General features: G+C 41.3%; 29 protein-coding genes and 2 pseudogenes. 6 read left to right on the top strand and 25 right to left on the bottom strand.

Features of this window, described 5'->3' with window-relative positions; translation table 11 throughout:
- Nucleotides 1-179: 179 nt before the first annotated feature.
- The gene (locus HBHAL_RS07975) at nucleotides 180-1,415 is read left to right on the top strand and encodes an IS110 family RNA-guided transposase (protein WP_014642854.1); all 1,236 of its coding nucleotides are present in this window, start codon (nucleotides 180-182) and stop codon (nucleotides 1,413-1,415) included.
- Between the two features lie 361 nt (nucleotides 1,416-1,776).
- Here HBHAL_RS07975 and HBHAL_RS07970 read toward each other — a convergent pair whose 3' ends face one another.
- Nucleotides 1,777-2,052 (bottom strand): hypothetical protein, encoded by a 276-nt coding sequence (locus HBHAL_RS07970; protein ID WP_041601274.1) that lies wholly within the window; start codon nucleotides 2,050-2,052, stop codon nucleotides 1,777-1,779.
- 493 nt (nucleotides 2,053-2,545) lie between these two features.
- Nucleotides 2,546-3,130 carry a hypothetical protein gene (locus HBHAL_RS07965; protein ID WP_014642852.1) on the bottom strand — a complete coding sequence of 195 codons (585 nt, stop codon included), beginning with the start codon at nucleotides 3,128-3,130 and terminating at the stop codon, nucleotides 2,546-2,548.
- 203 nt (nucleotides 3,131-3,333) lie between these two features.
- Between HBHAL_RS07965 and HBHAL_RS21720 the strand changes: the two genes are divergently transcribed.
- Complete coding sequence (locus HBHAL_RS21720) at nucleotides 3,334-3,477, top strand: hypothetical protein (RefSeq protein WP_014642851.1); 144 nt, start codon at nucleotides 3,334-3,336, stop codon at nucleotides 3,475-3,477.
- A 429-nt stretch (nucleotides 3,478-3,906) separates the two neighbouring features.
- On the opposite strand, the gene HBHAL_RS07960 is transcribed toward HBHAL_RS21720, so the two are convergent.
- The 7 genes and pseudogenes from HBHAL_RS07960 to HBHAL_RS21435 all read right to left on the bottom strand — a co-directional run bounded on the left by HBHAL_RS07960 (nucleotide 3,907) and on the right by HBHAL_RS21435 (nucleotide 9,099).
- Entirely contained in the window at nucleotides 3,907-4,308 is a 402-nt protein-coding gene (locus tag HBHAL_RS07960) for a VOC family protein (protein ID WP_014642850.1), read from the bottom strand.
- Nucleotides 4,309-4,388: 80 nt separating this feature from the next.
- On the bottom strand, nucleotides 4,389-4,826 hold the full coding sequence (locus tag HBHAL_RS07955) for a GNAT family N-acetyltransferase (protein ID WP_014642849.1): 438 nt from the start codon (nucleotides 4,824-4,826) through the stop codon (nucleotides 4,389-4,391).
- A 92-nt stretch (nucleotides 4,827-4,918) separates the two neighbouring features.
- Nucleotides 4,919-5,692 (bottom strand): SDR family oxidoreductase, encoded by a 774-nt coding sequence (locus HBHAL_RS07950; protein WP_087946057.1) that lies wholly within the window; start codon nucleotides 5,690-5,692, stop codon nucleotides 4,919-4,921.
- A 230-nt stretch (nucleotides 5,693-5,922) separates the two neighbouring features.
- Nucleotides 5,923-6,737 (bottom strand): annotated as a pseudogene (locus HBHAL_RS07945) (lipid II flippase Amj family protein).
- Between the two features lie 265 nt (nucleotides 6,738-7,002).
- The gene (locus HBHAL_RS07940) at nucleotides 7,003-7,353 is read right to left on the bottom strand and encodes a DUF2200 domain-containing protein (protein WP_014642847.1); all 351 of its coding nucleotides are present in this window, start codon (nucleotides 7,351-7,353) and stop codon (nucleotides 7,003-7,005) included.
- A 497-nt stretch (nucleotides 7,354-7,850) separates the two neighbouring features.
- Nucleotides 7,851-8,597, bottom strand: coding sequence for a L,D-transpeptidase family protein (locus HBHAL_RS21440; RefSeq protein WP_014642846.1), 747 nt, complete (start codon nucleotides 8,595-8,597; stop codon nucleotides 7,851-7,853).
- 334 nt (nucleotides 8,598-8,931) lie between these two features.
- Nucleotides 8,932-9,099 carry a hypothetical protein gene (locus tag HBHAL_RS21435; protein ID WP_014642845.1) on the bottom strand — a complete coding sequence of 56 codons (168 nt, stop codon included), beginning with the start codon at nucleotides 9,097-9,099 and terminating at the stop codon, nucleotides 8,932-8,934.
- 81 nt (nucleotides 9,100-9,180) lie between these two features.
- On the opposite strand from HBHAL_RS21435, the gene HBHAL_RS07930 reads away from it, so the two are divergent.
- Nucleotides 9,181-9,657 (top strand): staygreen family protein, encoded by a 477-nt coding sequence (locus HBHAL_RS07930; protein ID WP_014642844.1) that lies wholly within the window; start codon nucleotides 9,181-9,183, stop codon nucleotides 9,655-9,657.
- A gap of 290 nt (nucleotides 9,658-9,947) precedes the next feature.
- Here HBHAL_RS07930 and HBHAL_RS07925 read toward each other — a convergent pair whose 3' ends face one another.
- From HBHAL_RS07925 to HBHAL_RS07880, 10 genes are all read right to left on the bottom strand, one after another.
- Nucleotides 9,948-11,879, bottom strand: coding sequence for a fructose-1,6-bisphosphatase (locus tag HBHAL_RS07925; RefSeq protein WP_014642843.1), 1,932 nt, complete (start codon nucleotides 11,877-11,879; stop codon nucleotides 9,948-9,950).
- Nucleotides 11,880-12,104: 225 nt separating this feature from the next.
- Nucleotides 12,105-12,965, bottom strand: a complete 861-nt coding sequence (locus tag HBHAL_RS07920; RefSeq protein WP_014642842.1) for an SDR family NAD(P)-dependent oxidoreductase — start codon at nucleotides 12,963-12,965, stop codon at nucleotides 12,105-12,107.
- 42 nt (nucleotides 12,966-13,007) lie between these two features.
- Nucleotides 13,008-13,817: a DUF817 domain-containing protein gene (locus HBHAL_RS07915; RefSeq protein WP_014642841.1), complete on the bottom strand. Its 810-nt coding sequence runs from the start codon at nucleotides 13,815-13,817 to the stop codon at nucleotides 13,008-13,010.
- Nucleotides 13,818-13,844: 27 nt separating this feature from the next.
- A complete protein-coding gene (locus tag HBHAL_RS07910; protein ID WP_014642840.1) occupies nucleotides 13,845-14,066 on the bottom strand; it encodes a helix-turn-helix domain-containing protein in 222 nt (73 codons plus the stop codon).
- A 9-nt stretch (nucleotides 14,067-14,075) separates the two neighbouring features.
- Nucleotides 14,076-14,552 carry a DUF2975 domain-containing protein gene (locus tag HBHAL_RS07905; protein WP_014642839.1) on the bottom strand — a complete coding sequence of 159 codons (477 nt, stop codon included), beginning with the start codon at nucleotides 14,550-14,552 and terminating at the stop codon, nucleotides 14,076-14,078.
- Between the two features lie 1,037 nt (nucleotides 14,553-15,589).
- Nucleotides 15,590-15,796, bottom strand: a complete 207-nt coding sequence (locus HBHAL_RS07900; protein ID WP_014642838.1) for a hypothetical protein — start codon at nucleotides 15,794-15,796, stop codon at nucleotides 15,590-15,592.
- 96 nt (nucleotides 15,797-15,892) lie between these two features.
- A complete protein-coding gene (locus HBHAL_RS07895) occupies nucleotides 15,893-16,483 on the bottom strand; it encodes a TetR/AcrR family transcriptional regulator (protein WP_014642837.1) in 591 nt (196 codons plus the stop codon).
- Nucleotides 16,484-16,527: 44 nt separating this feature from the next.
- Nucleotides 16,528-16,842, bottom strand: a complete 315-nt coding sequence (locus tag HBHAL_RS07890) for a DMT family transporter (RefSeq protein WP_014642836.1) — start codon at nucleotides 16,840-16,842, stop codon at nucleotides 16,528-16,530.
- Nucleotides 16,842-17,183, bottom strand: coding sequence for a DMT family transporter (locus HBHAL_RS07885; RefSeq protein WP_014642835.1), 342 nt, complete (start codon nucleotides 17,181-17,183; stop codon nucleotides 16,842-16,844). Before HBHAL_RS07885 ends, HBHAL_RS07890 begins: the two co-directional genes overlap by 1 nt.
- Nucleotides 17,184-17,414: 231 nt before the next feature.
- The gene (locus tag HBHAL_RS07880; RefSeq protein ID WP_014642834.1) at nucleotides 17,415-17,852 is read right to left on the bottom strand and encodes a cell wall hydrolase; all 438 of its coding nucleotides are present in this window, start codon (nucleotides 17,850-17,852) and stop codon (nucleotides 17,415-17,417) included.
- Nucleotides 17,853-18,048: 196 nt separating this feature from the next.
- Between HBHAL_RS07880 and HBHAL_RS07875 the strand changes: the two genes are divergently transcribed.
- The gene (locus tag HBHAL_RS07875) at nucleotides 18,049-18,231 is read left to right on the top strand and encodes a hypothetical protein (protein ID WP_014642833.1); all 183 of its coding nucleotides are present in this window, start codon (nucleotides 18,049-18,051) and stop codon (nucleotides 18,229-18,231) included.
- A gap of 249 nt (nucleotides 18,232-18,480) precedes the next feature.
- Here the strand turns inward: HBHAL_RS07875 and HBHAL_RS21960 are convergent, their stop codons facing one another.
- On the bottom strand, nucleotides 18,481-18,609 hold the full coding sequence (locus HBHAL_RS21960) for a hypothetical protein (protein ID WP_014642830.1): 129 nt from the start codon (nucleotides 18,607-18,609) through the stop codon (nucleotides 18,481-18,483).
- A 62-nt stretch (nucleotides 18,610-18,671) separates the two neighbouring features.
- Between HBHAL_RS21960 and HBHAL_RS21155 the strand changes: the two are divergent.
- Nucleotides 18,672-18,838: pseudogene (locus HBHAL_RS21155) on the top strand (IS1595 family transposase); the annotation flags it as partial.
- A 503-nt stretch (nucleotides 18,839-19,341) separates the two neighbouring features.
- On the opposite strand, the gene HBHAL_RS07870 reads toward HBHAL_RS21155, so the two are convergent.
- The 5 genes from HBHAL_RS07870 to HBHAL_RS07850 form a co-directional block, all read right to left on the bottom strand.
- Nucleotides 19,342-20,253, bottom strand: coding sequence for a DUF4367 domain-containing protein (locus HBHAL_RS07870; RefSeq protein WP_014642829.1), 912 nt, complete (start codon nucleotides 20,251-20,253; stop codon nucleotides 19,342-19,344).
- A gap of 234 nt (nucleotides 20,254-20,487) precedes the next feature.
- Entirely contained in the window at nucleotides 20,488-21,027 is a 540-nt protein-coding gene (locus HBHAL_RS07865; RefSeq protein ID WP_014642828.1) for a 2'-5' RNA ligase family protein, read from the bottom strand.
- A 1,000-nt stretch (nucleotides 21,028-22,027) separates the two neighbouring features.
- On the bottom strand, nucleotides 22,028-22,813 hold the full coding sequence (locus HBHAL_RS07860; RefSeq protein ID WP_014642826.1) for a TerC family protein: 786 nt from the start codon (nucleotides 22,811-22,813) through the stop codon (nucleotides 22,028-22,030).
- A 335-nt stretch (nucleotides 22,814-23,148) separates the two neighbouring features.
- Nucleotides 23,149-24,345 (bottom strand): MFS transporter, encoded by a 1,197-nt coding sequence (locus HBHAL_RS07855; RefSeq protein WP_014642825.1) that lies wholly within the window; start codon nucleotides 24,343-24,345, stop codon nucleotides 23,149-23,151.
- Nucleotides 24,342-24,764: a MarR family winged helix-turn-helix transcriptional regulator gene (locus HBHAL_RS07850; RefSeq protein ID WP_014642824.1), complete on the bottom strand. Its 423-nt coding sequence runs from the start codon at nucleotides 24,762-24,764 to the stop codon at nucleotides 24,342-24,344. Before HBHAL_RS07850 ends, HBHAL_RS07855 begins: the two co-directional genes overlap by 4 nt.
- Before the next feature lie 190 nt (nucleotides 24,765-24,954).
- Between HBHAL_RS07850 and HBHAL_RS20380 the strand changes: the two genes are divergently transcribed.
- Nucleotides 24,955-26,589 (top strand): FAD-dependent monooxygenase, encoded by a 1,635-nt coding sequence (locus tag HBHAL_RS20380; protein ID WP_014642822.1) that lies wholly within the window; start codon nucleotides 24,955-24,957, stop codon nucleotides 26,587-26,589.
- The last annotated feature ends 254 nt before the right edge of the window (nucleotides 26,590-26,843 follow it).

Below are 26,843 nucleotides of genomic sequence, written 5' to 3'. Positions count from 1 at the left end.
CAGGGTAGAACGCCCCTGCCCGTGGGACTTAGATCCCGTCCTGGTAAACCGTTCACCCCCTACTGGTAGAAACATGTTTGAGGCTGGTTGGGACAAGATCCCGTATAACAAGCGAAGCTATGATACTACTAGGAGGACTAGGGGTTACTGGCAAGATGAATCTGAGGAGGAGATATAGAATGAATCCAGTCGTGGGTCTGGATGTTTCAAAAGGAGAAAGTGAGGTTCAGACCTTTTTAGATAAAGGAAAACCTTACGGTAAAAGTTTTAGCATCAAGCATAACCTGGAGGGACTAGGCTCATTACTTGAGTTTTGGGAAGGTGTAAAAGATACAACAGGCATTCAACCTTCGGTTGTACTAGAAGCTACTGGGCACTATCACGCACCAGTGGTGCAGTTTCTAGAGCAGCATAACTATTTATTGATTATTGTTAACCCTTTGATCTCTCATAGAGCTAAAAGCTCTAGTTTACGAAAAGTTAAAACGGATGCCATTGATGCTTATCGGCTTTGTGAGCTTTATTACAAGGAAGATTTAGAACCTTATAAAAGGCGCGGTATTCAGCTTTTAAACTTGCGTAATCTTACAAGGCAACACGAGAATATTACAGGAATTTATGTACAAACCAAATTGCAATTTCAAGCAGTACTGGATCAAATCTTCCCTGAATATAAAGGGGTTTTTGGTGACTTATACTCAGTTGTGTCTTTACTTGTATTAAAGGAATTCCCTGCATCAGAAGACATTTTAGATGTTAACCAAGATGCGTTAGCTGATAAAATTAAAGAACTCTGTAAGAGTCGGTCTAGGAGATGGGCAGAGGAAAAAGCTCAGGATCTTAAGAAAGCAGCCGCACGGAACCCATTCAAAAAGACACTTTATCAGAGTCATTTACTGAGTCTTGGTATGTATATCACTATGCTTCTTCAATACAAAAAGCATCTATCCAGATTGGACTCAGAGATAGATGCTCTCGCAAAAGAAGTTGAAGAATATAAGATCATCCAATCTATCCCTGGTATTGGAGAAAAAATCGCTGCCACGATTATTTCTGAGATTGGGGAGATAGACCGGTTTAATCACCCTAAAAAGCTAGTAGCATTCGCAGGAGTTGATCCAGAAGTACATGAATCAGGTAAGTTTAAGGCTACTTTAGTTCGGATTACAAAACGTGGTTCAAGCCGGCTACGTCATGCCCTATATATGGCCGTTAGATCTGGTATTCGTGATTGTCGCAAACAAAAAACAACAGCCGAAATTATCCCTAGAAACAAAAAATTAAGAGCGTTTTACGACAAGAAGCGAAAGGAAGGCAAATTATATAAAGCAGCCGTCATTGCTTGTGTAAATAAGCTCTTACATTGGATTTATGCTTTATTAAAAAACAAAACCACTTTCCAAGATATAGCGTAATCACTATTTCCATCTAAATAATACAAAACCTTCCAATCAAACATTTGAGGAAGGTTATTTGCCATGCGCATTTTTAGTATAACATGGGTTACCTTAAGTTTTTATTGAAAAATGTTGACAAACTATTAGCTGGTTTACTTGAAGACTCAGTTTCGAGATAATTAGTTCAAAATCAAATATAAACACTCAACTTTAACAGAGATTTTCACGCTAATTTTTTCACCCTACCATGTGAAAGTGATTTCCAAGTGGATCATTAAATAGTACAGTCCATTCTCTAGTCAAGTTTCTAGATGTAAGGCGTTGAGGCTACTTTCACTTTCGCTGTACGGGGGACTCTATTATTCAGAACTCAAACAATCTAATTGATATTCATCTGCATAAAAATGGACAACGTGAAAATAAAGCACGCTGCGAAGATTAAAAAAGCTGATATATTCAATAGTTTATATATAAATAGATCTTCTCTTGAGATGCCTAACCCTGTTAGTACCTTGCCAAAGATAGAGTAGGCTGGAAGTAGCATGAAGCTAATAAGAGCTACCATGGATGTGTCCGAGATAAAAAAGTAAATAACAATAAATCCAGTAATGAGTACCCAGGCCATTCCTTCCGCCAATTTAGTTATTCCACACATTGTAAACTCCTTTTAACAAGTTAGTTGTTTAACTAATATCAAGTAAAATTATCCGCTGCAACGATTCCCGCAAGGGTTATAGTAAAAATACTAAAACCTTTTATTAGGATTTAAAGGTTTTCTACTTAGTTGCTTTATGCGCTAAGAATAAGCCGCCACCTGGTAACACCATAATGAGAAGCAATATAAATAGAAAACGTTCAATAAAAGTCCCTTTAGAACCTTCCACTCTTAAAATAAATTACCATGCAGCCGTGATGAGGCACAATAAGGATAGAGTGTGTCGCATAGAAAAATCCCCTTTTAGATCCACCGTCTTATCATTCATATTAACACACCACTTTACATTTATTTACATTAAATATGCTTTATTTTATTTCCAAACCTTTATAGTATGATAGAAAATAACCTCTAAATGAAAAGAGAACAAGAGTCCCGGTATTTAGGACTTTTGTTCTCTTTTCATCTGGTACTTTGGCACAACAAAAAATTATTAAGTTTTCCCTGCATATAACAAATCTTTGTAATGGAGGCTTGATTTTATCTCATTTGCAAATGGTACATGATCAGCAATAACAAACTTCCAATTCTGTTCCTTTAGAAACTCTTCTCTTTCTCTCAGTTCCTTTATTTCAATTAGATCTTCTAAAGAACGGGTAACTGGGCTTGGATTGTTTTTGGCTAATTGATTTCTATAATGGTTTCTAAAATCTTCTTCCGTACAATTGTTTACTTTTATAAAGTGGTTCATTAGCTTCTGCATGACAAAATTTCTTTTTTTGCGATCTTTAATTCTGAGCGCAGCATGCTGAATATGCTTTAAGTCATGACAGGATTTACATAGAGATTGTATATCGTTCAGGATCAACAGAAATTCTTCCTCGTCATACTCCCAAACTTCATGAGCCTGGAGATGTCCTTCACCTCGACAACCACATACCTCGCATGTAAAATCGCTTTGCTCCAGAACATGGTTTCGAACGGAAGTCCATAAAGCACATGGTATGGAGTCCCTTACCGTTTTATTCTGAGCATAAGAAGGCTTTCGAATTTCGATTGTTAGCTTAAAATCAGCCATAATCCCCTCCATTTGAGACTACAATTCAACAGTAATTGTCTCTAACCTATTAGATTCTATCATTTTGTCTTTACGCGAATTCTAAAGTGGTAAAATTATTTAATTCTATTGATAAAGGCTATCGTACAAGCGTAATTGCTAGAATTTCATAGATTACTAATGTAAGAGATCTCCTACATTCCTATGGTGAAGGAGGGAGAGCTATGAACTTTCTAAGAAACGTAGCCGCTGTGCTAATTGCTGTCTTGTTTTTAGTGGGACTATTGTTAGCTGTTTTACTAGGTTCAAGTGAACAACGCCAAATAGTCAGCGACTGTATTAACGAGATTCTTGGAACCATTAGCTAGACTTTAAAGGGCTGTGTTGAAAAACATAGCCCTTTAAAAATTTCAATCCACATACAGGTAAAGCTGACCCTAAGACATGATAAACGTTGACACACTCGTGATAAAGCCCGTCCCCCTAAACTTTCGGCTTGATGGATGGGATTCTAAAATAACTTATGACACCCTGATCAGAGAGAATTTTCCTCCTATGAGAGAGCAACAAAAGAACATGATAGTTCAATTAAAGATGTAGTGTTTTATTTTTTACATAATGATCCGCAAAGTTGCGTTGTTTTACTGAAGATAAAACCCTTATATCATTCAAACAATTGAAGCGTCATCACCTAGGGTTGTGGCATTCTCTGGTCGACTTCTCCCTCGAACCTTTGGTAATCTTACCAGTATTCTAATAAAATATCGTTCCCCTCAAAATTAATCGTGAAAACCACCTTATCGCGACGGGGCTACAAATTCTACTTTTATCCGATCCGGGTCCTCAAAGAATACCGCATAGTAATCCTCACCACCCGCAAAAGGATGCTGGTTTTCGTATAAGATCTTAATATTATGCTCCTTCAGCATCTTTGTCATCTCATCTACTCTTTCACGGGAAGAAGCTTGAAAAGCCAAGTGATTTAAACCAGTTCTGCATCTATGATAAGCTACATCCAAATACTTATCTTCTGTTTGAACAAACACCAAGTAAGTTTCCCCTAGCTTCCAGCTATGTCCTTGTTCCCATTTTTGATAAGAATGATAGCCCAATTCCTCTAAGAACCATCCCCAAAATGATTCCGACTTCTCTAAGTCAGATACATAGATTTCCACATGATGAAGTAATCCCTCAGACATAATAACTCGCCCCTTCCTAGAAAATTAAATAATAAAGATTAACAGTTTTATGTAAGAACAATTTAATCATTCCATTTTCTCTAACTTAATGTTTTATACATAATCACATGGGGACCTATTTCAGGGTAATCAAATACGTCTCCGTATGCTTGAAAACCGAGCTTCTGATAATATTTCTGGACCGAAGTTCGCCCTTTACACCATAGTATGTCAGCTTTCCGCTCATGTAATATCCGTTCAGCGTAATGAATTACTTCTCTTCCTGCTCCCTTGTTCCTGAATTCTTCCGTAGTAGCCATCGCTCTTAAACGGTATTGCTTAGGGCTGGTAAACTCGGCATACGATTCCATATAAAAAGAAGCGGCGCTGACTAAATTTCCTTCAATAAATGCTCCGATATGAAAAGCATGCTCGTCATGATCTGTATCATATTGACAGGCTTCAAAGGGCTGATAAGGTCTAAGGATGTTGTGACGAAGCGTATAAGTCTGTTCTGCTTCTATTCTTAATACTTTCAACTTACTCGTCCCCTTTCATCGCTTATTTTCGCAAATGGAGGTCAGGTTTAATTTTTGCCGGGAGAAGTATATACGGGCGTCAAGGTAAAAAGCTATCGCTTAAATCCGCCCTCTGAATGAATGATCTGCCCCGTAATCCAGGCCGCTTCTTCACTGACCAGGAATTTAATCGTTCTTGCGACATCATTTGGTTCGCCCACTCTTCCAAAAGGAAACATCGGTGTCAGATCCCTTTTTATTTGGTCTGTCATCCAGCCTGTGTCGGTTGGTCCTGGGTTAATAGCATTGACGGTGATGCCACGGGGTGCAACTTCTGCCGATAACGTAACCGTTAAGGCGTCAATGGCGCCCTTCGTGGTGGCGTATGCGAGCTCACCTGGCATAGGGCCCTGGAATTGACCTGACGTTATATTCACGATCCTTCCTCCAGATGGTTTATTAAATGTACGAGCAAATTCTATACTTACTAGAGTGGTAGCGCGAATATTAACCATATAGTGTTTGTCCAGTTGATCTGAAGTTACATTAGAATAATCATTCTGGGTAGAATAGGCTGCATTGTTTACTAATATATCAGGTACCCCCAGTTTTTCCATTACGGTCTGGATAAGTATTTCTGCGGCATCGTCCTGGGTAAGGTCCAGTTCCAAACTCGCTGCCTGTACACCTTTTTCCTTTAACTGCTTTTCCAGAATGGAAGGCTCGCTAGGATCTATGTTCCAGGGCATCTCTTTATCATACTCTTTCCAATAAGTAAAAAAGATATCACAGCCAGCCTCCGCTAATTCGGTACAGATGGCTGCCCCAATCCCTTTTAATCTACTCGCTCCCGTAACGATCGCAATTTTACCTGCTAGATTATTGATGATGAATCCCTCCTTTTAAGTAAAATGACCGGACTAAAAGCCAAAATATGATATTACATCCCTATCATCACTCTTTTTGTTTCCCGCATCTTTCACATTTGTAAATGGCCCGTAGCGTTCCTTCTTCCCAATCCTTACGCTTAAACTTATGAAATCCGACTCTGCATAAGATAGGCTTCTTTTTCTGACCTCTGCTCATAGGGCACTTCACCTGCTTTTTCTATTTCTATTTAAACGATAAATTTAGTAAACCAGGCTATGTACTGGGCTCCTGGAATAAATAGAACCTGTGCCAATAATGTCCCGAACAGCCTCGAAGTGACCATCATAAGCGACACATTCCTTAATGTTAAATAGTCCCCTCGCTTATTAATGACATCATCTGCCATCACTGAAATTCTTGGATCTACAAACACCACTAACAAAATCGTGGCAATCCCATTGATTAACCCTGACGCCATTATAGCTGTTGAGGCTCTCTCGGGGGCTAAGAGTGCAGCATACAGAGCTGATAAAACTCCTATTGTATAAATGGAAGTTACAACCATATTGACTACAAATAACCTTTTGGGAATATGAGCCAATGAAAAACCTTTTAAATACGTTCTATTCGGAACGTGCATCTGATTTAAGCCGCGTTTTATGTAGTCCAGTGAGAAAAAGATTTTAAATAAAGATGGAATGGATCCTTTTTGTCTGGAGAGATGAATAATAGACCTTGAGAATAACGCCACAAACGTTGGTAGTAAAATAATCCCCACGACTGTGCCGATTGTAGAAGCCCCAATGATAACTCTATACTGATCTTCCACAAACGATAAGGTATTTTCACTTGGAGCTGTATCCACCAAACTTCCCGTAAAGGGCTGCTGCATCATATTGGCCATCCGTGAAACAATGACCATGAGATTAAATAAAGACAAAGCTGATGCAATTAATCCGACTCGTGCTCCGGATAACCGTACAGCATAAGCCAGGGTTTCAATCGTATGAATCACTAAATGAATAAAGAAATGTATATGACTTTCTCCGTTAGGAAATCCAAGTTTCAACCTCGTTTCTACTGCTGCTGACAAGAAAATTTTAACATAACCTGGTGAATAATTGTCCTTTTCTACCTTCATTACAAAGTTATTTGGTTCATTCTCTTTTTCACATTCATGACTTTGAATACAAAAAAAAGACGATCATCTCTGCTAGATAATCGCCCCTGGCTTATAACTATTATAGAGAGATCTTGACCAGGCTCGTTGGTTTCCTGAAGGATTACGATTAACCATACAGGAAAACAGCGCTTCCACTTTCCTATATTAGCTTCTTAAAATTTTCTCCATCGCTTTTCCTTTGGCCAATTCATCAATCTGCTTATCCAAATAGCGAATTTCCCGCATCGTTGGCTCTTCAATATTTTCCACCCGGACTCCGCAGATTACACCTTTAATCATGGTCCTCGAAGGATTTAGATGAGGAGCTTCCTCAAAAAAGGTCTCAAAATCGGTCTCCTTTTCCATCTGCGCCTCTAGTTCTTCCTGGCTATACCCTGTCAGCCAACGGATAATTTCATCGACTTCGTTTTTCGTACGTCCTTTTTTCTCCGCCTTCTTCACATAGTGAGGATAAACGCTTGCGAAACTCATGGTATAGATTTTATGTTTTGCCATATTATGCGCTCTTCCCTTTCATATGATGTTTGATTAGATCGTTTCTATTATATCATTCCCACGTTATTTCTATTTTCAAAATACCTCTCGTTTATAAACTTGGTGTTTCAGACATACTTTCTCTCTGAAATAATCTACAGAGGTTTCATCATACTTTTAGGCCACGATTGAGGAATAAATAAAATTATCACCTAGTAACTCTATAAGAAGAGCAGAAGGTTTTTCAACCATATTCATTTACCATATGATAGTCCAATAAAATACCCAAAACTACATGAAAATTCACCTTTTTCACCTTAAATAATAAAGTTCACAAGAATGACCTTAGTTGTATTCAGCGAATTAAAGGTAAATTTTACTGTTATCCAATTAACTCCATGCTCTCATTTAATCGGAACGGAACCAAAAAACCCGAATAGAGACATAATTGAGAATGTCTCTATCCGGGGGCTCATCCAGAAGGGTCTTGCCCTAATACATGTTTGTAACTCGCTGTATTACTTACTGCTGAATAATGCTTTTCTAGTTTTTGGCCCTACGATACCATCAGCCACTAATCCTTTTGAGGTTTGAAATTTTTTAACAGATCTTAAGGTCTGCGGACCAAAAGATCCATCAGCAGTTATGCTGAGTTTTCGCTGTAGAATTTTTACGGATTCACCTTTACTGCCATACCTTAACGTTTCGTTAAAGGTTTCATAGTCTGCGACAACCTTGCTCGATCCGACTCCATACTTTTGTGCTAATGCCGTAAAGGACGAGGAGGAACTTGTGATATATACCGGAATATTCTTGTCGGCCCGTTCATACAACCAGATGACGTCTTTGTTGTGCATTCGAATACAGCCGCTGGAGGCATACGTCCCAATGGAAGAAGGATTATTTGTACCATGGACACCGTAAACATTTCCTGAAGTACGTCCCCAGTCGCCCGGAACTTTTATCCCAAGCCACCTTGCACCCAGAGGATTCCTTGGATCACCACCCGGGATATTTTCTTTATACCATGGCCTGTTTTTCACCTTATTAACGAGCGGGAATTTCCCCTCCGGCGTCAGACTCTTCGTTCTTCCCGTCGCGACAGGAAACGTTTTTTTAAGTTTACCATTTTCATAAAATGCGAGTTGATTAATGCTTTTATTAATTATAATGGCTTCCTTCTCCGCGGCCTCTGCCGGCTTTACCATCACACATAACCCCACTAAAAGAATCCCCAGTACAAACACCATTTTTCTCAGCTGCATGCCTCTGCCCCTCCATTCATCCCTTAGTATTATGGAAATATTATACATCGGGGGATAGGGAATAATTTGTCGAACACAGCCGTCGAAATAAATAAATTTTCGAGTGGATCAAAGCCTTTATGAGGGTGAGTGTTATCTTTTATATGATTCTCATTTATATAGTAACTTTTATACTTAAAAATATGTTTTACTCATAGGCCTTCCTAACTTTCGCGAACGCGAATGACTTAGATTTAAGTCACCTAAACTTTAAGACTCGAAACCAATCTATGGAATTTAACCTTCCATAGATAACTTCGTTCAAGTTAATTATGGTATTTAAATATTATCGATATTACTTACTTTGAGCATCTGATAAGGAAGACACTTTTTCAGGCATAGATTGGGTTTGTTCAACAATTTGAGCGGAAAAGAAGTTAAACCCTTCGTTTGGAACATATTTTAGCTGGAGTTTTTTCTTGTCATATAAGATAGTTGTCTCAGATAAGTATAAATTTTCCATTTAGTACTCATTTCGAACCCCAGTGATTTTCCTGCATACCCTGATACGGAGAATTTCATTATAGGTTTAGGAGGCGCCAGGATGTCTTCGTTTGATCCAAGAAAGTTATCCGTGACCTATTTACCACCCGCTGATACCGCTCATCCGCTTGTAGGGAGAAAATATACACTGACTCACTCTGACAGTACGGCTGAATTATTTTTAGATATTGGTTATGTATTTAACTTTGAAGCTGTTAATCCGAAAGTCCGGGACGAAGTATTGGTTGAATGGAAAATGAACGGGCAGAATCAACTTTATCTATTGGGAAAAGCCTACGTCGATGGTGGAGAGTTCAGCCAGCAAACCGCAGAATATCGCTTTAACATTTTTAATAAAGAAATGACTACCGCGTTAAAAGGCATGGTTTATGGAGATCGACAATTATACGCCCATTATCCCTTTCTGCTTGATGCCCCTATCTTTGTATCCTTCGATTCCACTTACCCTGCCTATAGACAAATCGTATTCTATGGAAGCCCCAGACAGTATCTAGAATCCATTACGGCTACTCAATGAGGTACTCTGCTAGGACGGAAAGGTCCTTGCGGCACTTAATCAGCTGAAAGTTCTGCAATTACACATTTGCATTCAGCCACTGACCTTATTGGAAGTGGCTCTATTTTATACATAATAAAATCCCAGCTTATGATCATCTTCACCGTTGTATTCAAAAAAGCGCGACTCAAAGCGTCTGAACAACTTCGACTTGGTTCAACGATCCTGCCCGTGTGTGGAAGATGACGTTTCGAGATAACTCATAGAAAAAGCCAGCTACATTAGCTGGCTTTTCTTCAAAAGAAACACACTCAATTTATATAACGATATTCCATCAAACTGTTCAAAATATAAATTTCCTGCAGTAATTCCTCTCCCACATTTGTTTCAAGAACCTTTTTCCTCTCAAGCTCCTTATCCACCAATCTTTTCACCGATAAGACATCCGTTCCATTTCGCAGCACTTCCTCTTTAGAATTAAAGTGTTGGTGAGCAACCAGCTGCATGCCGTAGGAATTAAATAATAACGTGTAGCCGGCTATGCCCGTTTTGGATTGATAAGCCTTGGAAAATCCTCCGTCGATTACAATCATCTTTCCATTGGCTTTAATGGGATTTTCCCCATCTATTTCTTTAACCGGTGTGTGGCCATTGATGATATGCCCCTGGTCTGGATTCAGACCAAAGTCAGTGAGTATTTCCCGGCAGGTCTCCTCATCTTCCCGCAAATGATAATAAGGGTTTTTTCTTTCTTTATGGACTTTCTTATCTTTAATAAAGTACCTTTCGAACGTGGTCATCTCCCGTTTCCCGAAAAGAGAGGAATATTCCCCTGTCCATAAATACCAGGACATGTCCGTTGCAAGATCGTCGGTCTTTTCAGGATGGGCAAAAGCGTAACGTAGATAGTGCTCAAAAACATCAAGTAATTCTCTTCCGCCATAGGTTCGATTTTCAATCGTCATTTTTTCCATGTTTCCTTGTTCATCCAGCGGAATGCATCCATGAATTAATAAGTTCCCGTTATATTTCAGATAAAGACTTCCTTTTTTCATGAAAAAGTTCATGTGTCTGGCCAGCTTTTCTGAATGCTGAACAGAGAATAATAGTTTCTCCATCACTTGCTCTTCTTCCTCTAGAAGCTGTTCAGGATGCTCAGGATCCACCGTGGCAAAGCAGGTATCTTCAAGGGGGTAGGTTTCCCCGTGGATGGTGATTTCATTCCTGTCGTAATCTACTTTCTCAAGCAAAAGTCGATCTTCCATATTGAAATAGGAGCGTCTTTTGATAATAGGGCTTTCCAGTTTGAACTGAATCATGGCAATGGCCTGGTGAATCTTCGTAATTTGTAATCTTTCATGATCAGATGGTTCTTCGCCTGGATTGATCTTAGGACGGAAGGCAGGATTGTCGTCATAGTATTTCTCTGCAAGATTAAGAAGCGGTCTAAGATTAATTCCATACGCATCTTCGATAATCTCTAAATTGTTGTAGCGTGCGCAGATTCGAATGATATTAGCGAGACAGACCTTTGAGCCTGCATAGGCTGCAATCCATAGGACATCATGATTCCCCCACTGAATATCAATCGAGTGATAATTAATGAGGGTTTCCATGATTTTGTCAGGTTCGGGACCTCGATCATACACATCTCCCACGACATGAAGATGGTCCACCACCAGCTGCTGGGTGGTATAAGCGAGACCGATGATGAGCTTATCCGACTGGCCGAGGGAGATAATCTGCTGAAGAATCTTAGAATAATACTGCTCCTTATTGGTGAATTCATCTGTTTTGTAAAGCAGCTCTTCAATAACGTACGCAAACTGGCTGGGTAAGGCTTTCCGAAGTTTGGATCGGGTATATTTGGAGGAAGCATATGAAACAAGCTTCAACATACGTTCGATGATTTGCCCATACCAATGGTTCAATTCTTTTTCATTATCAAAGCTGTTTTTGATCAGCCTGATCTTTTCTTCTGGGTAATAGACTAGCGTCGCGAACTCATTCATTTCTTTTTCGGATAACTCTTCGGCAAATAGATCGGTGATTTTCTCTTTTACTTTCCCTGAACCATTTCTTAATACATGTTGAAAGGCTTGATACTCCCCGTGCAAATCGCTGACAAAATGCTCTGTGCCTTTGGGCAGATTAAGTATAGCTTTAAGATTAATAATTTCAGTGACCACTTTTTCTTCACTATCATATTTTTGGGCGAGTAAGTCCAGGTATTTTGTATTCAACGTTTTGTATCCCCTTTCAAAATTCATAACGATAAATCTATTTGCTGTTTAGAGAACGAGAGAAACTAAATTTAAAATGCTCATTTGTAAGCTGATAATTATCTAAATCGTAACATATTTTTCAAATTTTTAGAGGTGAAATTTCCAATAAACGACTGTTTTCATCATAAAAAACACCACCTATTTACATACAAATAAGTGGTGTTTCTGTTTTTTATTTAATGACTACAAATATTTCATAGTCAATTCCATTACTTCCTCGATATTTCGCTTCTTTTTACTATAGCGTGAGGAAGAAACGATCTTATTCTTTTCATTGAAGTATTCTCCGGTTACTTCTTTCATCTCAGGAGAACGCGCCAAATACGTGTACGTTTCAGCCATCTCTTCCGGCGAAATAGAAAAGCGGCTTTTTATGGAATATAAAATCTTCATGACTTTTGATAAATCGGGGTATCGGCTTATATCAACCTTCACGTTCGTCACCCTCACAGCATTAACAGTTACGCGGGTGTCTTTTAATTGCTCTGCCAGCCAGTACGTGTACATGACCTGTGCCAGCTTGGACTGATAATAGGCTTTCGCTACACGATATCCTCCCGTTTTAAATTCAGGATCCTTCACATTCACTTTCAAATAAGGGTGCAGCATCAAACCCTGGGAGGCGACCGTTATGACTCTTCCCTGTTCACTTTGTTCTAGTTCGTGGGTCAGCAGACTGGTTAACAGTACAGGTCCAATATGATTGGTTGCCCAGACGGTTTCGATCCCATCCTCAGAATATTCAGGGGTCTTCCTGGTAATATCAAAATCAGCTGCGTTATGAATAAGAACATCGAGTTTACTATGTTTCGATTTGAACATTTCCACTGCCTGACAAATAGACGCCTGGGAGCTCATATCTAATACCAGCAGTTCAACTTGATCGTGATCACTTGAGCTTTTTATATCTTGTAACGCGGCTCTGCCTCTTTCTTCATTTCTGCATGCGATCATCACTTTCATTCCGCTTTGCGCCAGTTGAATGGCAGCCGCTTTTCCTATTCCTGAATTTCCACCTGTAATCAAACAAACTTTATGGTCCAATTCAAGCCACCTTCTTTACTTTGAAATGATTTGGAATCCTTTTTATAAGGACTTACGATCCAACGTGGGCATACGGGTGCGGCTTTTTGTTGCGCTTTCCCCTTTTACCCGCTTCAAGGTCGCGACAATGAGAAAGCTTACAATCACTAATAACAGCCACGAACTTACCTTCCCTAAGTGAACAAGACTCCAGGCGTCACGCTGATAAGGATATTCCCAGGCGCCAAAATAGGTGGCGATATTTTCCGCGATCCATATAAAAAATCCGATCAGCACAAAGGAAAGAGCAAGCGGCATTTGATAGCGTATTCCATTCACTTCATAGTTTACCCACGCTTGCCAGAAGACGAGTATGACGAGGGCAGATAACCACCAGCGTACGTCTATCCAGTAATGATGGGTAAAAAAATTCAAGTAGATCGCCGCTGCCAGAGGGACAACGACCAAAGAAGACGGCCACTTCACGAGTCGAACATCCAGCCTCCTCCACGCCTGACAAAGATAGCTGGCCACACTTGCGTACATAAATCCGCTGTACAATGGCACGCCAAAGACCTTGGAATACCCTTCCTCTGGATAGGACCAGGACCCCATATGTACCTTAAAAAGTTCAAGAGCAAGACCAATCATGTGGAACAAGGTAATGACTTTAAGTTCGTCCCGTGTTTCAAGGCCGGAACGGAGCATGACCCACTGCATGAACAAACAAATGATAAGCAGCCAATCATACCGTGGGAGAAGGGGAAGGGAAAAGATTTGAGTAATCGCTAAAGAAGCAAAAATAACAACGGGAAACAAACAGGAGAGAGCCTGCTGCCAGCCGAAATATACGAGTTGTTTCAAGGCTCTCATGAACGCCACCTCCCGCTGCCATTCTGCCTACCCTTCATCGTCTTCCTCGCTTTTATATTCCAGGATATCACCAGGCTGGCACTCTAATGCTTTACAGATCGCCTCTAAAGTTGAAAATCGAACAGCTTTTGCTTTGCCATTTTTCAAAATGGAGAGATTCGCCATCGTGATGCCCACCTTTTCCGAAAGTTCTGTGACGCTCATTTTCCTTTTCGCAAGCATGACATCAATATTGATTATAATCGCCATGTAATCACCTCATACCGTTAAGTCATTCTCTGATTTAATAGCTATGGCATTATTTAATAGCTTTTGAAGAACGGCCGTAAACACCGCAATGACGAGTGATGCAAACACAATCACGAGGCCGATCACGATCACTCCGGGAGCATCATCCATTTCCCCTATTAAGTAGAAGAAAGGCATGGCTGCCATATACACGACACTTATGGTAACGGCACTGAATTTAATTTTCTTCAAGGCTTTGACAGAGGAGCTTGAGAAAGCATGGTCCTTATCAATGAAGCTTAAAAGCTTCAGAGCCTGATACAGAGCAATAAAGAACGGAATTACGGCTATATACATAGCCGCTAAAACAGGATAAATGAACGAAGCATATTCAGTGTTGGAGGCTTCCTTAGCGATCGAGGGAAGCGCAAATATACACAATGCAAGCACAGGAAGTCCTATCAGAAATACAGAAATCTTTAAAAATAAAGTGGATCCTTGCTTCATAACAGCACCTCGTTTAATTTATGATCATTATCATCATAAATTATTATTTATTGTTTTACAATAAATTTTTATCGATAGTAACCTTTCCATTCTGACAAAAACATAGAGCATTCTTCATGACGAAGAAATGCTCTATTAACGTGCACCCTAATTAAATTGTCCGTTCTTAATTTTTAGGCTTTGTTAAACTTCAATGTTGATCTTAAAGTAAAGCTCCCGTTACTTGAAGACTCAGTTTCGAGATAAATGGGTCCGTTATCAAAAAAGGGAGGGCGGCTACGGAAACAACTCGCTTTCCTGCGGGGGAACTGGCAAGCCTCCGCGGTCGTTTCACTCCCTGTGGGGTCTCGCCTAACTCCTTCTCCCGCGGGAGTCTCGTCGTTTCCTCCGCCACCCCAACGATATCTAGTGAACGGACCCTGCTATAGAAGACAGGAGCCAAGCTGTATCTGCCTCAAATGCTTCTAGTACAGGGTTCCTACACGTAAACAAACATAAAAATAAAGGTGGATTTTAGATGATCCTTGTTCATTGGAAGGTGTGTATGCAGAGAACTTCGAGCTCTCAATGATCGCAAAGGGGCGGAAGGGAACGGCGAAGACTCCTAGGTTAAAAGCGGAAGCACCTTGGTTAGCGGCGTATGGACTGGACTGAGCTGGCGGAGATAAAGAAAACACGAAGAGCGGAGCGATTCGATGTTGCCTTATCGTACAGAAGTGAGGGAAGTCTCACTAGACGCTAGGTGCTGGAGCTGGATAGCACTCCATATCGTTTATGTTCTGATATTTGATTAAGATTAAAAAAGTGTAAGAACGGGATAAACATGATCGGTGAGATCCCGGAAGGCAAAGCCTGAGGAAGCTCAGCACATGCCCGCGGAAAGCGAGTCGTTCCCTGGAGCCCCTTTCTCTACAAAATATCTCGAAACTGAGTCTTCCACAATCCGGCCCTATTTGCGTAATAAGCCTCTTATAAAAAATCAACAATAACTTTTAACTGAGCCATTTTTAAATAAAGATTATTACAATCCTGTCACGCTATCCATAGTAACCAACTGCTGTTAAGATTCCAACTCCTATACAGGTGACCACAATTCCTATAATCGTTGTAACAGTAGCTTTCCTTCGCTCTTTGGTTTCTACCCATACTGTAATCCCTAGAAAGATGGAAAACAGGATCCCCATAAATAGCGAAGCAAATGGATTCGTTGGATTGATCCAGTCAAACCAGCTTAAAAAGTTCATTCTAATTCCTCCGTCCCTTACCTGATAGACGAACGATTACCTGCGATGCAGTGATCCTCCTTCTCCTATCCTCACTTTTCTTAAGGTTGATTCAATTCATGATCGATTAGAAAGTCCGCGCCAGTACAGATACCAGGAAGCCTCTAGCCTTCTCTCCAGACGGCCCGGGCCTCCGTACAGCATTTCCACATAAAGACTATCCAGCAAAGCCAGGTACGCTGATGCAGCCTGCTGTTTTCCGACTTCAGCATCCACTTCTCCTTTCTCTTTTCCGGAAGCTATAACCGGAAGCAATAATTCCTCTGAGCTGTCCAGATATTTATAGGTCAGGTGCATGACTTGATCGTTCAGGTGAACCGGTGGGTAAAACGCTGTACGGATCCAGAACTTGGTGGAGTCGTTTTTTTCGTAACGGTCGATACTTTGCAGAAGAAGGCCGTACAGAAAATCTTTTAAATGAAGGTCTTTATTCTGTTCAATATAATCCATCACAAACTTGATTTCGTGCTCATACGCATCCTGGCACAGGGCAAGGAAAAGGTCGTCTTTTCCTTTAAAATGAGTATAGATCGACTGTTTTTTGATGCCTACTTCATCAGCTATTTCCGCCATGGATGCTCCTTCATATCCATTTCGCGCGAAATTCTTTAATGAATATTCCTTTATTTGTAGCGAAGTTATGCTCATCTTACTCGTCCTTCCTATATCCATAATTTAGATGCCCTGATTCATCAACTGATCAGTTTTAAACCTACCGCTGCCGATAATACCATGGCCATAAATACAATTCTAAGCCAATTCTTAGATTCTCCGAAGAACAGGATGCCAACCAGGACAGATCCTACAGTTCCGATTCCCGTCCATATCGCATAAGCGGTCCCCATCGGAAGAGACTGCATCGCAAAACTTAAGAAACCGAAACTGCTGACCATCCCGACTAGCAGCACTAAAAAGGATAAAACATTTTTATTTCGCAGGATTAAATTCAGCCCTGTTATCCCAATAACTTCAGAGGCTCCAGCTATCAGAAGAAAAATCCATGCCATCAGGATGTCCTCCCTTCTGCTTCAGGTTCTCCAGTGACTAATTTAAGACCCATCACTCCAATAAGGAGGATCAAAATTAGAAATAACTTCAAAAACTGGACCGGCTGACCGAAAGCCAGCATTTCCATCAATACTGTACCGGTTGTACCAAGACCTGTAAAGACAGCATATACCGTTCCTACGGCCAATTTCTGGGTGGCTTTAAATATCAGAGCAAAAGAAATGACAATCGCTATACTCGTCGCTATCCACGTAACACTATTATAAGCATGCTTAAGTCCCATCACCCAGCCTACTTCAAACAAAGATCCAATTATTACAAACAACCATGCACGATTCATATATATTTTCTCCTTTTATTCATGATTTTCATTACATTCATCCCTTAACTTACGAACGGTCGTAAGGCAATCATAGCAATTGTAGGATGAAGCGTCAATCATAAGAGGCTGCCAGTATTTTCTTTGCTGTTTTTTTAGATTTGAAATAATGCCTTAAACGTTCTACTACGCAAAAAGGCGACTACTCTTATGAAGTAATCGCCTTTTTTTGAAAGGATTCCTTATTAATAGTTAGGCATATACGCTGGCGCAACTACCCGGTGCTGGTTCATAATAGCAATGATTTTTAAATTGCCCGGTAAAAGGCTCCCCGTACCACGTTGGAGGGCATGGCCCATATGGATTAAAGTACCAAAGAGCATATTTGGCAGGATGCTGTCTCCAATAATCCAAATTCCTTTTGGCTAGTTTCTTTTCCACAGATCTCGCTCTGTTATAAAATAAATTACCCTTCTGCACAGCTTCAAAAGCATAATTGCCGCCTTGCACTTGATAAATGACCTGCGGAATGGTTCGGACATCTGTAAAGTCTAAACAATCTGCTTGAGCCCGGTTAACGATGACGTTTCCGACATAAAGCATACCTTGCTTTCCTTCACCTTCTGCTTCCGCTCTCATCATTCTGGCCATTAAAGCAACGTCTGAATCCCTGTATTTTACTCTTGGCATTTTTTCACCCCAACATATTGTATGAAAAAAGCCTATATTCATGTCTAAATTCTCCATTAAAGAGCTTGTAAACTTTCCATGTTATATGTACCATATATTCCCACCTCAGGTCTAACATTTATTGGAATCCTAAAGGGTTTCATTCCTGCTCGAAGGGGAAGGAGAGTTTTATATTCTTTGTTCAGGAGGTGGGTGTATGAAACTCAGTCAACAAATCATTTTAGGAATGGCCATAGCGTTAGGATTATTTTTAGGATTTCAACTTGGCACTTTACTATCTGATCAGTTCTTAATCATCTGGGGCATTGCTTTGCTTGTAGGGCTTCTCTTTCGATTCATAGCTCAATTTCTTTTAACTTCTCTAAGTAATAGGAATTAATACATACTTTCGCAAGGTACCCAGGTATTCAGGGGACCGGGAGTTAAGATGGATTCTTCCCCTCTTCCCTCCTCAAACTGGTGACCTCAATAAGAATTACCTTTGCTGATTATCTTTTTGATCCAAATAGACTTTTACAATGCCTATAAACAACAGACACACAAGTGAAATTAAAAAGAAAATAGAAGTAAGTAAAGTGGAAACATCCATTATAATCCTCCCCTCTGCCGAAGGACGCCATGATATTTATTAAGGATCTTCCGCCTCATTATACTTGTCCTCCTCATGCTTATGAATAACCTTAAGGTTCTCGCGGAATTTTTCTAAGGATTGATCTACGTTTTTAATATACGTCTCTAACTCCTGCTGGTTATTCACTTCGAAAATCTACTTTTCACAGCCGTATTCCTTATTTAAAGGCTCTGTTTAAGTTTGTTGTTGATGTGGCGACCAAGTATCTGAGCAACTATCTTGGGTGGTTTCAAGTTTTAGAGAGCATTTACCATAGCGAAATGAAGTCACGAAGAACGATCTGATAATAAAAGGGAATATAATTCCAAATATAGAAACATATGATACACTTAAATTATCTAAGTTTACTGTATAAAGGTTATTTCTTTGTTCAACTAACGACGCAGGTTAAATGTGGTAAGTGGTGTAGTTGATAAAGCTATTAAAGAGTCACTTAATTGTAAAAAATAATAGAGTTACTGGTGCTAGGTCGTACGGAACGTTATTCTATTAAGGGGTGAGGTTATGGGTTTTTGGTATTTCTTAATATTATTTGCGGGCATATTTTTAGTTGTTAAAGGGCTGAGTAGGAATAATTAGCTTAGTATTTATAGGATTCTTATGTATTGCGTTTTCAATTTTTATGTTTACTCCAGGAAGTGATGAAATCATTTCGGAATTATTTAATTTGGGTTAGAGTGTGGAATAGATATATGACTGATTACCTACTAGGTATTTTCATTAACGGTGTTAAAGTAAAAGAACAATTCTTCAACTAAAGGCGAGCGTTAGTTCAATAAGACAATAATGCTAAAGAGGACTCCCAATTATTTGGAATTCCTCTTTTTTCTATATATCAACATTGAACTCTAACAGAGACTATTTAAAAGACTCCGCTACTGTGATCAGGTCCTCTTCTGATAAATCTTTTACATTCCCTTTCAACTCATACGTGATCGATCCATCTTTCCAAATCAATCGTTGAATACCCCCTTTGTTTCCGGCATATTCTCCCGTTTGTTCTCCAACCGAAACCTCTTTCGTCTCCAAATCTTCGTAGGAAATATCGCCATCCTTAACCGTCATCAATTCCACCATTTCCTCCGTTTCAGCATGAAAAGTAAAGGTTAATAAGATGTCCTTTTGATCCATGGGTCCAGCTTCTATTTCAACACCATCCACTTCAAAAGGCATGACCGTAGGATACTTAGGCTGATAAGCTTCATTTTCAGTACGACTTACCAGTCTGGAACGGTCGTATTCGAACAGTCCATCTTCTGTTTCAACTGCCGTATCGAAAGCGTGCAATAATGGTTGAGGGTCCATGTAATGAATTCGAGTGATTTTACCCTCTTCGTTCGTGTTCACTCTCCCACTAACCTTCGCGGATTGACCATTACTTACATCGATTTGAGTATTAAAATCATAAGCCGTTTCTTTGTCTTCACTCTGCTCAATGCTCATACTGCCAATATCCATCTTAACCTCATTTCCATACGCCTTCTGGTGAAAGCTGCTAACCAAATTGGTCTTCATCGCCTCGTCCATATACGTTTCCGTAAAGTAAGGTTCGAATTGATCCATGTAGTAGTTAGAAATCTCTTCATGATTATAATCTTCATAAAACTGGGTTAACTCTTGATCAGGTCCAGAGAATATTTGCTCCAGTACCTTTTTCACATCATTCTTTGCCGTACTTTCCTCTTTCGTCTCCTCCTCAGAAGACTGGTTAGAGGTGCAGCCGGCGGCTATCAAGAGCGTTATAGCCATAAGTAGTAGTTTTTTGATCATCAAATAACCTCCAATTAAACTTCTTTACAATTTGTACGGTTACAACCTGTTAACCGTTTCAAAAATTGGAAATAAAATAGAAAATTAGTTTAAAAAATCTATTATCCTACTGTTGAAAGTTAATATTTATTAATATAATAAACTCTTAATTAAAAAAGTGGGCTCTCAGAACTTATATTAGCTTTTCCCAAATCAAACTGCACCGCTACTAAATCAGCGCTTCAGGACGGGTGCTCATGCTCTTGTGTTCAAATAAATGTCTTCAAACGGCTCATATCTATCCAAACCAGTCTTGCGCTCATAAATTCTTATAAATTCGACTTCAAATTTAGGAAAAGGAGATAGCTCTCTGGAAGCCGCTTTTTCCATTTCTACCAGCTCCCGCTTCGAAAGACCGAATGCTTCTTTAGCCAAGGTTAGATGAGGAACAAAATCATCCAGCTCAAAATACTTCCTGACCTGTTCATCGGTTGGGGAGATTTCACGGACTATGTATTTATGAAGGCGGACTAGATCTTCAGAATGAACGCGTAAGTATAAAACATGATCCCCAAAATAAGCAGGTTCAGACACTTGGATCGAAAAGGTACGAACATTTTCACAAATTTTTCTTACAGGCTCTATCCAGTTCCTGTCCGGTGATAATCCTCCCTGTGCTTTTAGAGTAATATGTGGTTCCACAATCGAATGGTCCATCCACTTCTCTCTAAAATGTTCAACCCGCTCCATATAGCATTCAGGCGGTACAATCCCTATAAAATACTCTGCGCTCATGTTTTCATTCTCCTTCTTATTAATCATAGTAAAATGCATCATGGAGTCCGCTGCAAACCACTCGCTCCTAACATGCTGCTAAACTTTCACCCTTTTTAAAAAAGGTTTAGCTAAACTTCAGTTTTAATTCTAAAGTAAAGCTCCCATTACTTGAAGAATTGATTTCGAGACATTTGTTGAGCGGAAGGTCCTGCGGGGGACGATTTCGCTTTCCGGCCCTGCACGACGCAGGGTCGTTCGACGTTGCCACACGACGTGGCGTTCTTAGTCGAACCTCATTTGTGGTGAGCTTCCTCGGGCTTTGCAGCCCTGCGGGATCTCACCGATCATGTTCATCCCGCAGGAGTCTACATCGTCCCCCTCCGGACCTGGCCGAATGAGAACCTTGAAACCACTTAAGATATCTTCTTGATGACTAAAAAAGCATGGGAATATGAGCCTGCATTCATGCTATAAAGATGTAAAGATAGCCTGTCATAGAAGCATTTAAGACCAGTTAAGAAGGAGAGCATACTCTCTTCTGGAAGGGTCCGTTATTCTCCCGCGGCTGAGTTGGTGGGGAAATGGCGAGACTCCCATGGGAGAAGGAACTAGGTGAGATCCCGCAGGGAGTGGAAACGAGCGAGGAAGCTCCTGGTAAAAGGAGGATCGACTAAGGTCGCCACGTCCTGTGGCAACGTCGATCGACCCTACGTCGTGTAGGGCCTCAAATGTGGAATCACCCCGATAGACACGACCAGCATAAGCCGACCATCAAAAGGATGGCGGTTCTTCCATCCGTTGATGAGCGGCTTATGACTCGAGTGTCTATCTGGGTGATGGAACAAGACGAGTTATTTCCCCACCAACTCTCCTTCTTTTATGGCAACGGACCAAAAACATCTCGAAATCAAGTCTTACAGTAACCGGCCCTATTGCGTAATAAGTCTCTTATGAAAAAACAATAAACATTAACAGAACCTAAAAAAAGCCCCCCATCAAATGGAGGGCTTACCGATCATTAAGATCCGGAATTTCTGTATAGTTCTTTATTTTCATCTTTACGCAAATGTCTGCCTGACCAGAACCAGCCGCCTATCGCTACAGAAAGCAGCACCGCCCAGAATGTAACTGTCCAGCCCACACTGTGAGCAAAGTGTTCATCCAGTACGCCTACGTCTTTGTGGGACAAGGTAATAACAGCTAATTTTATACCCACCCAGGCTACGATTAAATAGGCCGTTGTTTCTAAACTTGGACGGACTCTGAGAAGTTGAACAAACCATGTGGCCGCATACTTAATCAGAACCAGTCCGGCAATTCCTGCAATGATGACAACAATGAATTTACCTCCGTCCATTCCGCCAAAATTCGGAAGTGGGGAATTCGGAAGAGCTAAAGCAAGAGCGACGGCAGCGAGTATGGAATCGATCGCAAATACGAGATCGGCCAGGCCGATTTTGGCAACCGTAGGCCAGAAGCCTTTTCCTTTCGCTGGCTTATCATCTGTGGATTCTTTTTCATCGTGAGTCCTGCCAATCAGGCTCCTCACACCTAAATAAATGAGATAAGCAGCTCCAATAGCCTGAACCTGCCACACATTCGCTATAAACGAAATCGCGAATAAGGCTCCAAATCTAAAAATAAAGGCTCCTATAATTCCGTAATTGATTGCGCGCTTTTTCTCATCTTCAGGTAAGTGCTTGGCGATCACCGCCAAAACAAGCGCATTATCTGCAGATAACAGTCCCTCGAGACCAATCAGTATTAGTAATGTCCATCCATATTCCAACCAAATTGAATCCACTTGATATTCTCCCTTCTCTTTCAAAAAACAGAGGTCTTTACCACTTTTTCATGGTAAAGACCTCAAAAAATAGAGACCTTCACCCAGTGGCAAAGGTCTTGCTAGCAACTATGCAGTCGCCAGTAGTGCCGAGAGTGAAAGTATTCACTCTGTAATGACGACAATACTGTTAAAGCTACTCCCCTTTTAAACTATTAAAAATATACCAAGTTACTTATCATTGGTCAAGCTGCTGATGATAATAAAAATGAATGATAGAATGGATGGCAGGACCTTGGACCCTATTGATCTTCCATAAAGAATCCTTCAGATTATGAGATTCCATATGGAGTTTCTCAGGAAGCCTGATTGCTTGCAACGGGTGCTGGCTGTCTGGCCTGCTGTACGCTGAAGAGCACCATAACCGCAAGGACAACGATAGCGCTTGCCGTATAAAGGGTTTGATATCCAGCCCCGGCAGCGACAAGTCCCCATAGGAATGAACCCGCAGCTATTCCTATATCATAGAGCATGAAGAAAGTAGCCGTAGAATGGCCGCTTCTCGTAATAGGCGCGGACTGAATGGCCATCGTTTGGAAACTTGGAAGCAATGTACCGTAGCCCAGTCCGATGATGGCCGCTGAGAGCAACAGCATCCAGGCCGTACTCGTGATGCTGATGAGTAGTAATCCTGCTGAAAACAGTAACAGGCACGGCAGGATCACATATTTCGGTCCTTTGGCATCATAAGCTCTTCCTAAGTACGGACGTGATAACAGCATCGCAAGTGCAAACACGAGAAAGAAGTAGCTGGATGCTCCAGATAACCCGATAGCATTGGCATACACGGATAAAAAGGAAATGATACTGGAATACGCAAGAGCAATGAAGCTGCTGATAACAGCGATCGGCAGCGCTTTTAGTTCAATAAGATCCTGTATAGAAAATCTGTCTTTTGACGGGGCTGGATCCGCTTCTGCTCCCGGCGGCACCTGCACAAGAAACGCAGACAGCGATCCACCTGCTATCAATAGACTAAGTACGATGAAAAGGATCGAAAATGGTGCATACTGTAAAAGAGTCAAGCCTAGAAACGGACCGGCGACGACCGCAAGATTCATGGACATCGCAAAATAACCAAGTCCTTCTCCCCGTCGTTCAGGTGGGATTACATCAGCAGCGATCGCGCCGCTTGCCGTTGTAAACAGGCCAAATGACAGCCCGTGGAAAAACCGGAGTCCCAGTAAAGCTGCAAACTGGTCCACGCTTAAATAAAAGAATGTGGTAGCGGTAAATATCATAATACTCGTCGTAAGGGTCTTTTTCTTACCTAAGCGTTCCATTATTTTTCCGGAAAAGGGACGGATCAGGATGGCCGCAAGCAGCATAGCCGTCACCGTGATGCCCCCTTCAGATTGAGTCCCGTTCATTTCTTCAATCACTAGAATGGGCAGCGTGGTCAACAGAGCATAAAATACCAGAAAAACCGAAAACTGTGTAAACGATACACTCATAAAGCTTTTTGTCCAGATAGAGCGATGTGAGGCGGTCATCCTTCACCCCCTTCCGGTCCGAGCTTTTGAAGAATACTGTAAAATTGATCGACTTCCTCAGGGGTCAGCCGGCTGATGGTTTCCTGTTCATATTGGTAGACGGCCTGATTGACCTGCTCATATTTTTTCTTGGCTCTATCTGTCAATTCAACTACACGTTCACGCTTGTCCCCGCCCTGCCTGCGGATCACCCAGTCATTGTTTTCCATGCGGGTAATGGTACGTGTGACCGTGGGTGCTTCTACGTTTAAGTATTTCCAAATGGCGGTTTGCGTCATAGGTCCGAATCGCTCCAGACAATACATAATCCCCCACTGGGAATGATATAAACCGTGAGCGCTCAGCTGCTGATTGAACTCTTTCGTAACGAAACGAACCCGCTGATGAAGCAGGTGAAATAAGTCATGTGTATCGATCATCTATTACATCTCCCTTTTTATTTACCCAGGTAAATAATTGTATCGTTTTTACCCGAAAAATGGAAATGAAATAGATGACGGTTTGAAACACACTCGTTTAGAGAAATAGGTTAGGAAACCGATCTTTCTGGAAAAAGAACCAGGAAGAGGCAATCATGAATTAAATACAACTTGTAAGGAGAGGTTTTACATGCAGGAAACCCATACAGATATATTAATTATCGGCGCAGGACCAAGCGGTCTGGCGCTTGCTAATCAGCTGGAACGCTATGGTGTCCGCTACCGGATTATTGATCAGAACAAAGAAAGATCCCGCTACTCTAAAGCCCTCGTTATGCATCCCCGCACCCTGGAAATGATGGATTTGCTCGGCCTTTCCGAATCATTTCTGCAGGCCGGGACCCCGTATAAAGAGATTACCTTTCATTACAATGAAGATCTGCTGGCTGTCCTGGATTTTACGAATATCAGCGTTTCCGCTGATTTCCCGTTTGTGAACGTGATTCCTCAAAGCAGGACAGAGGAAATTCTCGAAAGTGGATTGTCTCCCCACCGGGTTGAGAGAGAGATGACGCTCACAGGACTGGAGCAAAAGGAAGGAGTCGTTCATGCTTCAGTGCGAAAAGCAAACGGTGAAGAAACGATAACCGCACGCTATGCAGTTGGATGTGACGGAGCCCACAGCACCACACGGGATCTGCTGCAAATTCCTTTCACAGGGGAATCGGAGGAAGTGAACGTCATGCTTGCTGACGTAAAGCTCGCGGCACCCAAAAACGACATTTCGCTCACAAGCAGCGACCGCGGTCTCGTATTTCTCGCTCCCTTTCAAGGCGAATACACCCGGGTCATCGTCATTGATTACAAAAAGCAAGGCGACGACTTCCCAGAAGAAGTAACCCTTGCAGATATGGAAGATTCACTGGCGGAAATTTATCCGGAAACCCTCTCCCTGCACGACCCCTACTGGATCTCAAGTTTCTCCGCATCTCACAGGCAGGCGAGCTCTTATCGCGAAGGAAATGTATTTCTCGCAGGAGACGCAGCCCATATTCACAATCCAATCGGAGGACAGGGTATGAACGTAGGCATACAGGATGCGATGAACCTGGGATGGAAGCTTGCCTATACCGTGCAGCATAACTTGAATGAAACACTGCTGGATTCTTATCATGCGGAAAGAGCTCCTGTCGCGGAGGAAGTCATTAAGAAAACCAGTTACCTTATGAAAGGGATGACGATTAAGAGTCACTACGGGATTAAAGCTCGCAATCAAGGAATGAAGTGGCTTCTTCCCAATAAAAAAGTCCAGACAAAAATAACGGAAAACATGGCCCAGCTCGATGTGGATTATTCTTTTACCAAATTTGCGAAAAGCTTCAGGAAATTCACCAATGTGAAGAAGGTCGAATCCGGCAACCGTGTCCCTGATGTTTCTTTTCTAACTCCGGCAAAAGAAGAAAAAACGCTCTACTCCATGCTCCGGGAAGAGCCATTTCTCTATTTAATTATGGCAGGGAGAGGAGATGCTCCCCAGTATCAGGAAGCCGTCAGGAATGCGGTCGTGGCGTTTAACAGTCGTGTGGGAGACATGCTGAAGCCGCTTTTTATTACGTTTGATGAAGTAGATGACCCCAGGGAAATAACGGACATGAATTCTGAATTGTATATGGATTTGAATGAAGAGTCTAATGAACGGCTGCATGTAACGCCGGGTGATATGGTGGTTATCCGGCCTGACGCTTATGTGCTGCTCCACACTTCCATTACGGAAACGGATCAGCTGACGAAAGCCTTAGTGAATTATTTCGGCCATTCGCTGTAAACAGGTTGTAATTTAATTAAAAAAAAAGACTCTATTACCCAGTATTGTTTTTACTGTAAAGCGATTGGCTCGTTACTTTAGATGGATAAGGGTTGGTGGGGAAATAACTCGCTTTCCTATGGGGGAACGGTGAGCTTCCTCGCTCGTTTCACTCGCTGCGGGATCTCACCTAGTTCCTTCTCCCATGGGAGTCTCGCCCTTTCCCCACCAGCCCAACTCTAATTTTGTGAACGGACCCTTCTGGATGAAGGAGA

The sequence above is a fragment of the Halobacillus halophilus DSM 2266 genome (assembly GCF_000284515.1).
GTDB lineage: Bacteria > Bacillota > Bacilli > Bacillales > Halobacillaceae > Halobacillus > Halobacillus halophilus.
Note: the sequence above shows the minus strand (reverse complement) of the source record. Positions and strands in the feature narration are given on the sequence as shown.

Coding starts and splice junctions, on each gene's coding strand:
- HBHAL_RS07855 (WP_014642825.1), bottom strand. CDS start 24,345: ATGACCGCCTCACATCGCTCTATCTGGACAAAAAGCTTTATGAGTGTA.
- HBHAL_RS07850 (WP_014642824.1), bottom strand. CDS start 24,764: ATGATCGATACACATGACTTATTTCACCTGCTTCATCAGCGGGTTCGT.
- HBHAL_RS07870 (WP_014642829.1), bottom strand. CDS start 20,253: ATGATCAAAAAACTACTACTTATGGCTATAACGCTCTTGATAGCCGCC.
- HBHAL_RS21720 (WP_014642851.1), top strand. CDS start 3,334: ATGAACTTTCTAAGAAACGTAGCCGCTGTGCTAATTGCTGTCTTGTTT.
- HBHAL_RS07910 (WP_014642840.1), bottom strand. CDS start 14,066: ATGGCGATTATAATCAATATTGATGTCATGCTTGCGAAAAGGAAAATG.
- HBHAL_RS07960 (WP_014642850.1), bottom strand. CDS start 4,308: ATGTCTGAGGGATTACTTCATCATGTGGAAATCTATGTATCTGACTTA.
- HBHAL_RS07940 (WP_014642847.1), bottom strand. CDS start 7,353: ATGGCAAAACATAAAATCTATACCATGAGTTTCGCAAGCGTTTATCCT.
- HBHAL_RS07905 (WP_014642839.1), bottom strand. CDS start 14,552: ATGAAGCAAGGATCCACTTTATTTTTAAAGATTTCTGTATTTCTGATA.
- HBHAL_RS07975 (WP_014642854.1), top strand. CDS start 180: ATGAATCCAGTCGTGGGTCTGGATGTTTCAAAAGGAGAAAGTGAGGTT.
- HBHAL_RS07885 (WP_014642835.1), bottom strand. CDS start 17,183: ATGAATCGTGCATGGTTGTTTGTAATAATTGGATCTTTGTTTGAAGTA.
- HBHAL_RS07970 (WP_041601274.1), bottom strand. CDS start 2,052: ATGTGTGGAATAACTAAATTGGCGGAAGGAATGGCCTGGGTACTCATT.
- HBHAL_RS07875 (WP_014642833.1), top strand. CDS start 18,049: ATGAAACTCAGTCAACAAATCATTTTAGGAATGGCCATAGCGTTAGGA.
- HBHAL_RS07965 (WP_014642852.1), bottom strand. CDS start 3,130: ATGGCTGATTTTAAGCTAACAATCGAAATTCGAAAGCCTTCTTATGCT.
- HBHAL_RS07880 (WP_014642834.1), bottom strand. CDS start 17,852: ATGCCAAGAGTAAAATACAGGGATTCAGACGTTGCTTTAATGGCCAGA.
- HBHAL_RS07915 (WP_014642841.1), bottom strand. CDS start 13,817: ATGAGAGCCTTGAAACAACTCGTATATTTCGGCTGGCAGCAGGCTCTC.
- HBHAL_RS21435 (WP_014642845.1), bottom strand. CDS start 9,099: ATGGAAAATTTATACTTATCTGAGACAACTATCTTATATGACAAGAAA.
- HBHAL_RS07865 (WP_014642828.1), bottom strand. CDS start 21,027: ATGAGCGCAGAGTATTTTATAGGGATTGTACCGCCTGAATGCTATATG.
- HBHAL_RS20380 (WP_014642822.1), top strand. CDS start 24,955: ATGCAGGAAACCCATACAGATATATTAATTATCGGCGCAGGACCAAGC.
- HBHAL_RS21440 (WP_014642846.1), bottom strand. CDS start 8,597: ATGCAGCTGAGAAAAATGGTGTTTGTACTGGGGATTCTTTTAGTGGGG.
- HBHAL_RS07895 (WP_014642837.1), bottom strand. CDS start 16,483: ATGAGCATAACTTCGCTACAAATAAAGGAATATTCATTAAAGAATTTC.
- HBHAL_RS07930 (WP_014642844.1), top strand. CDS start 9,181: ATGTCTTCGTTTGATCCAAGAAAGTTATCCGTGACCTATTTACCACCC.
- HBHAL_RS07900 (WP_014642838.1), bottom strand. CDS start 15,796: ATGAACTTTTTAAGCTGGTTTGACTGGATCAATCCAACGAATCCATTT.
- HBHAL_RS07890 (WP_014642836.1), bottom strand. CDS start 16,842: ATGGCATGGATTTTTCTTCTGATAGCTGGAGCCTCTGAAGTTATTGGG.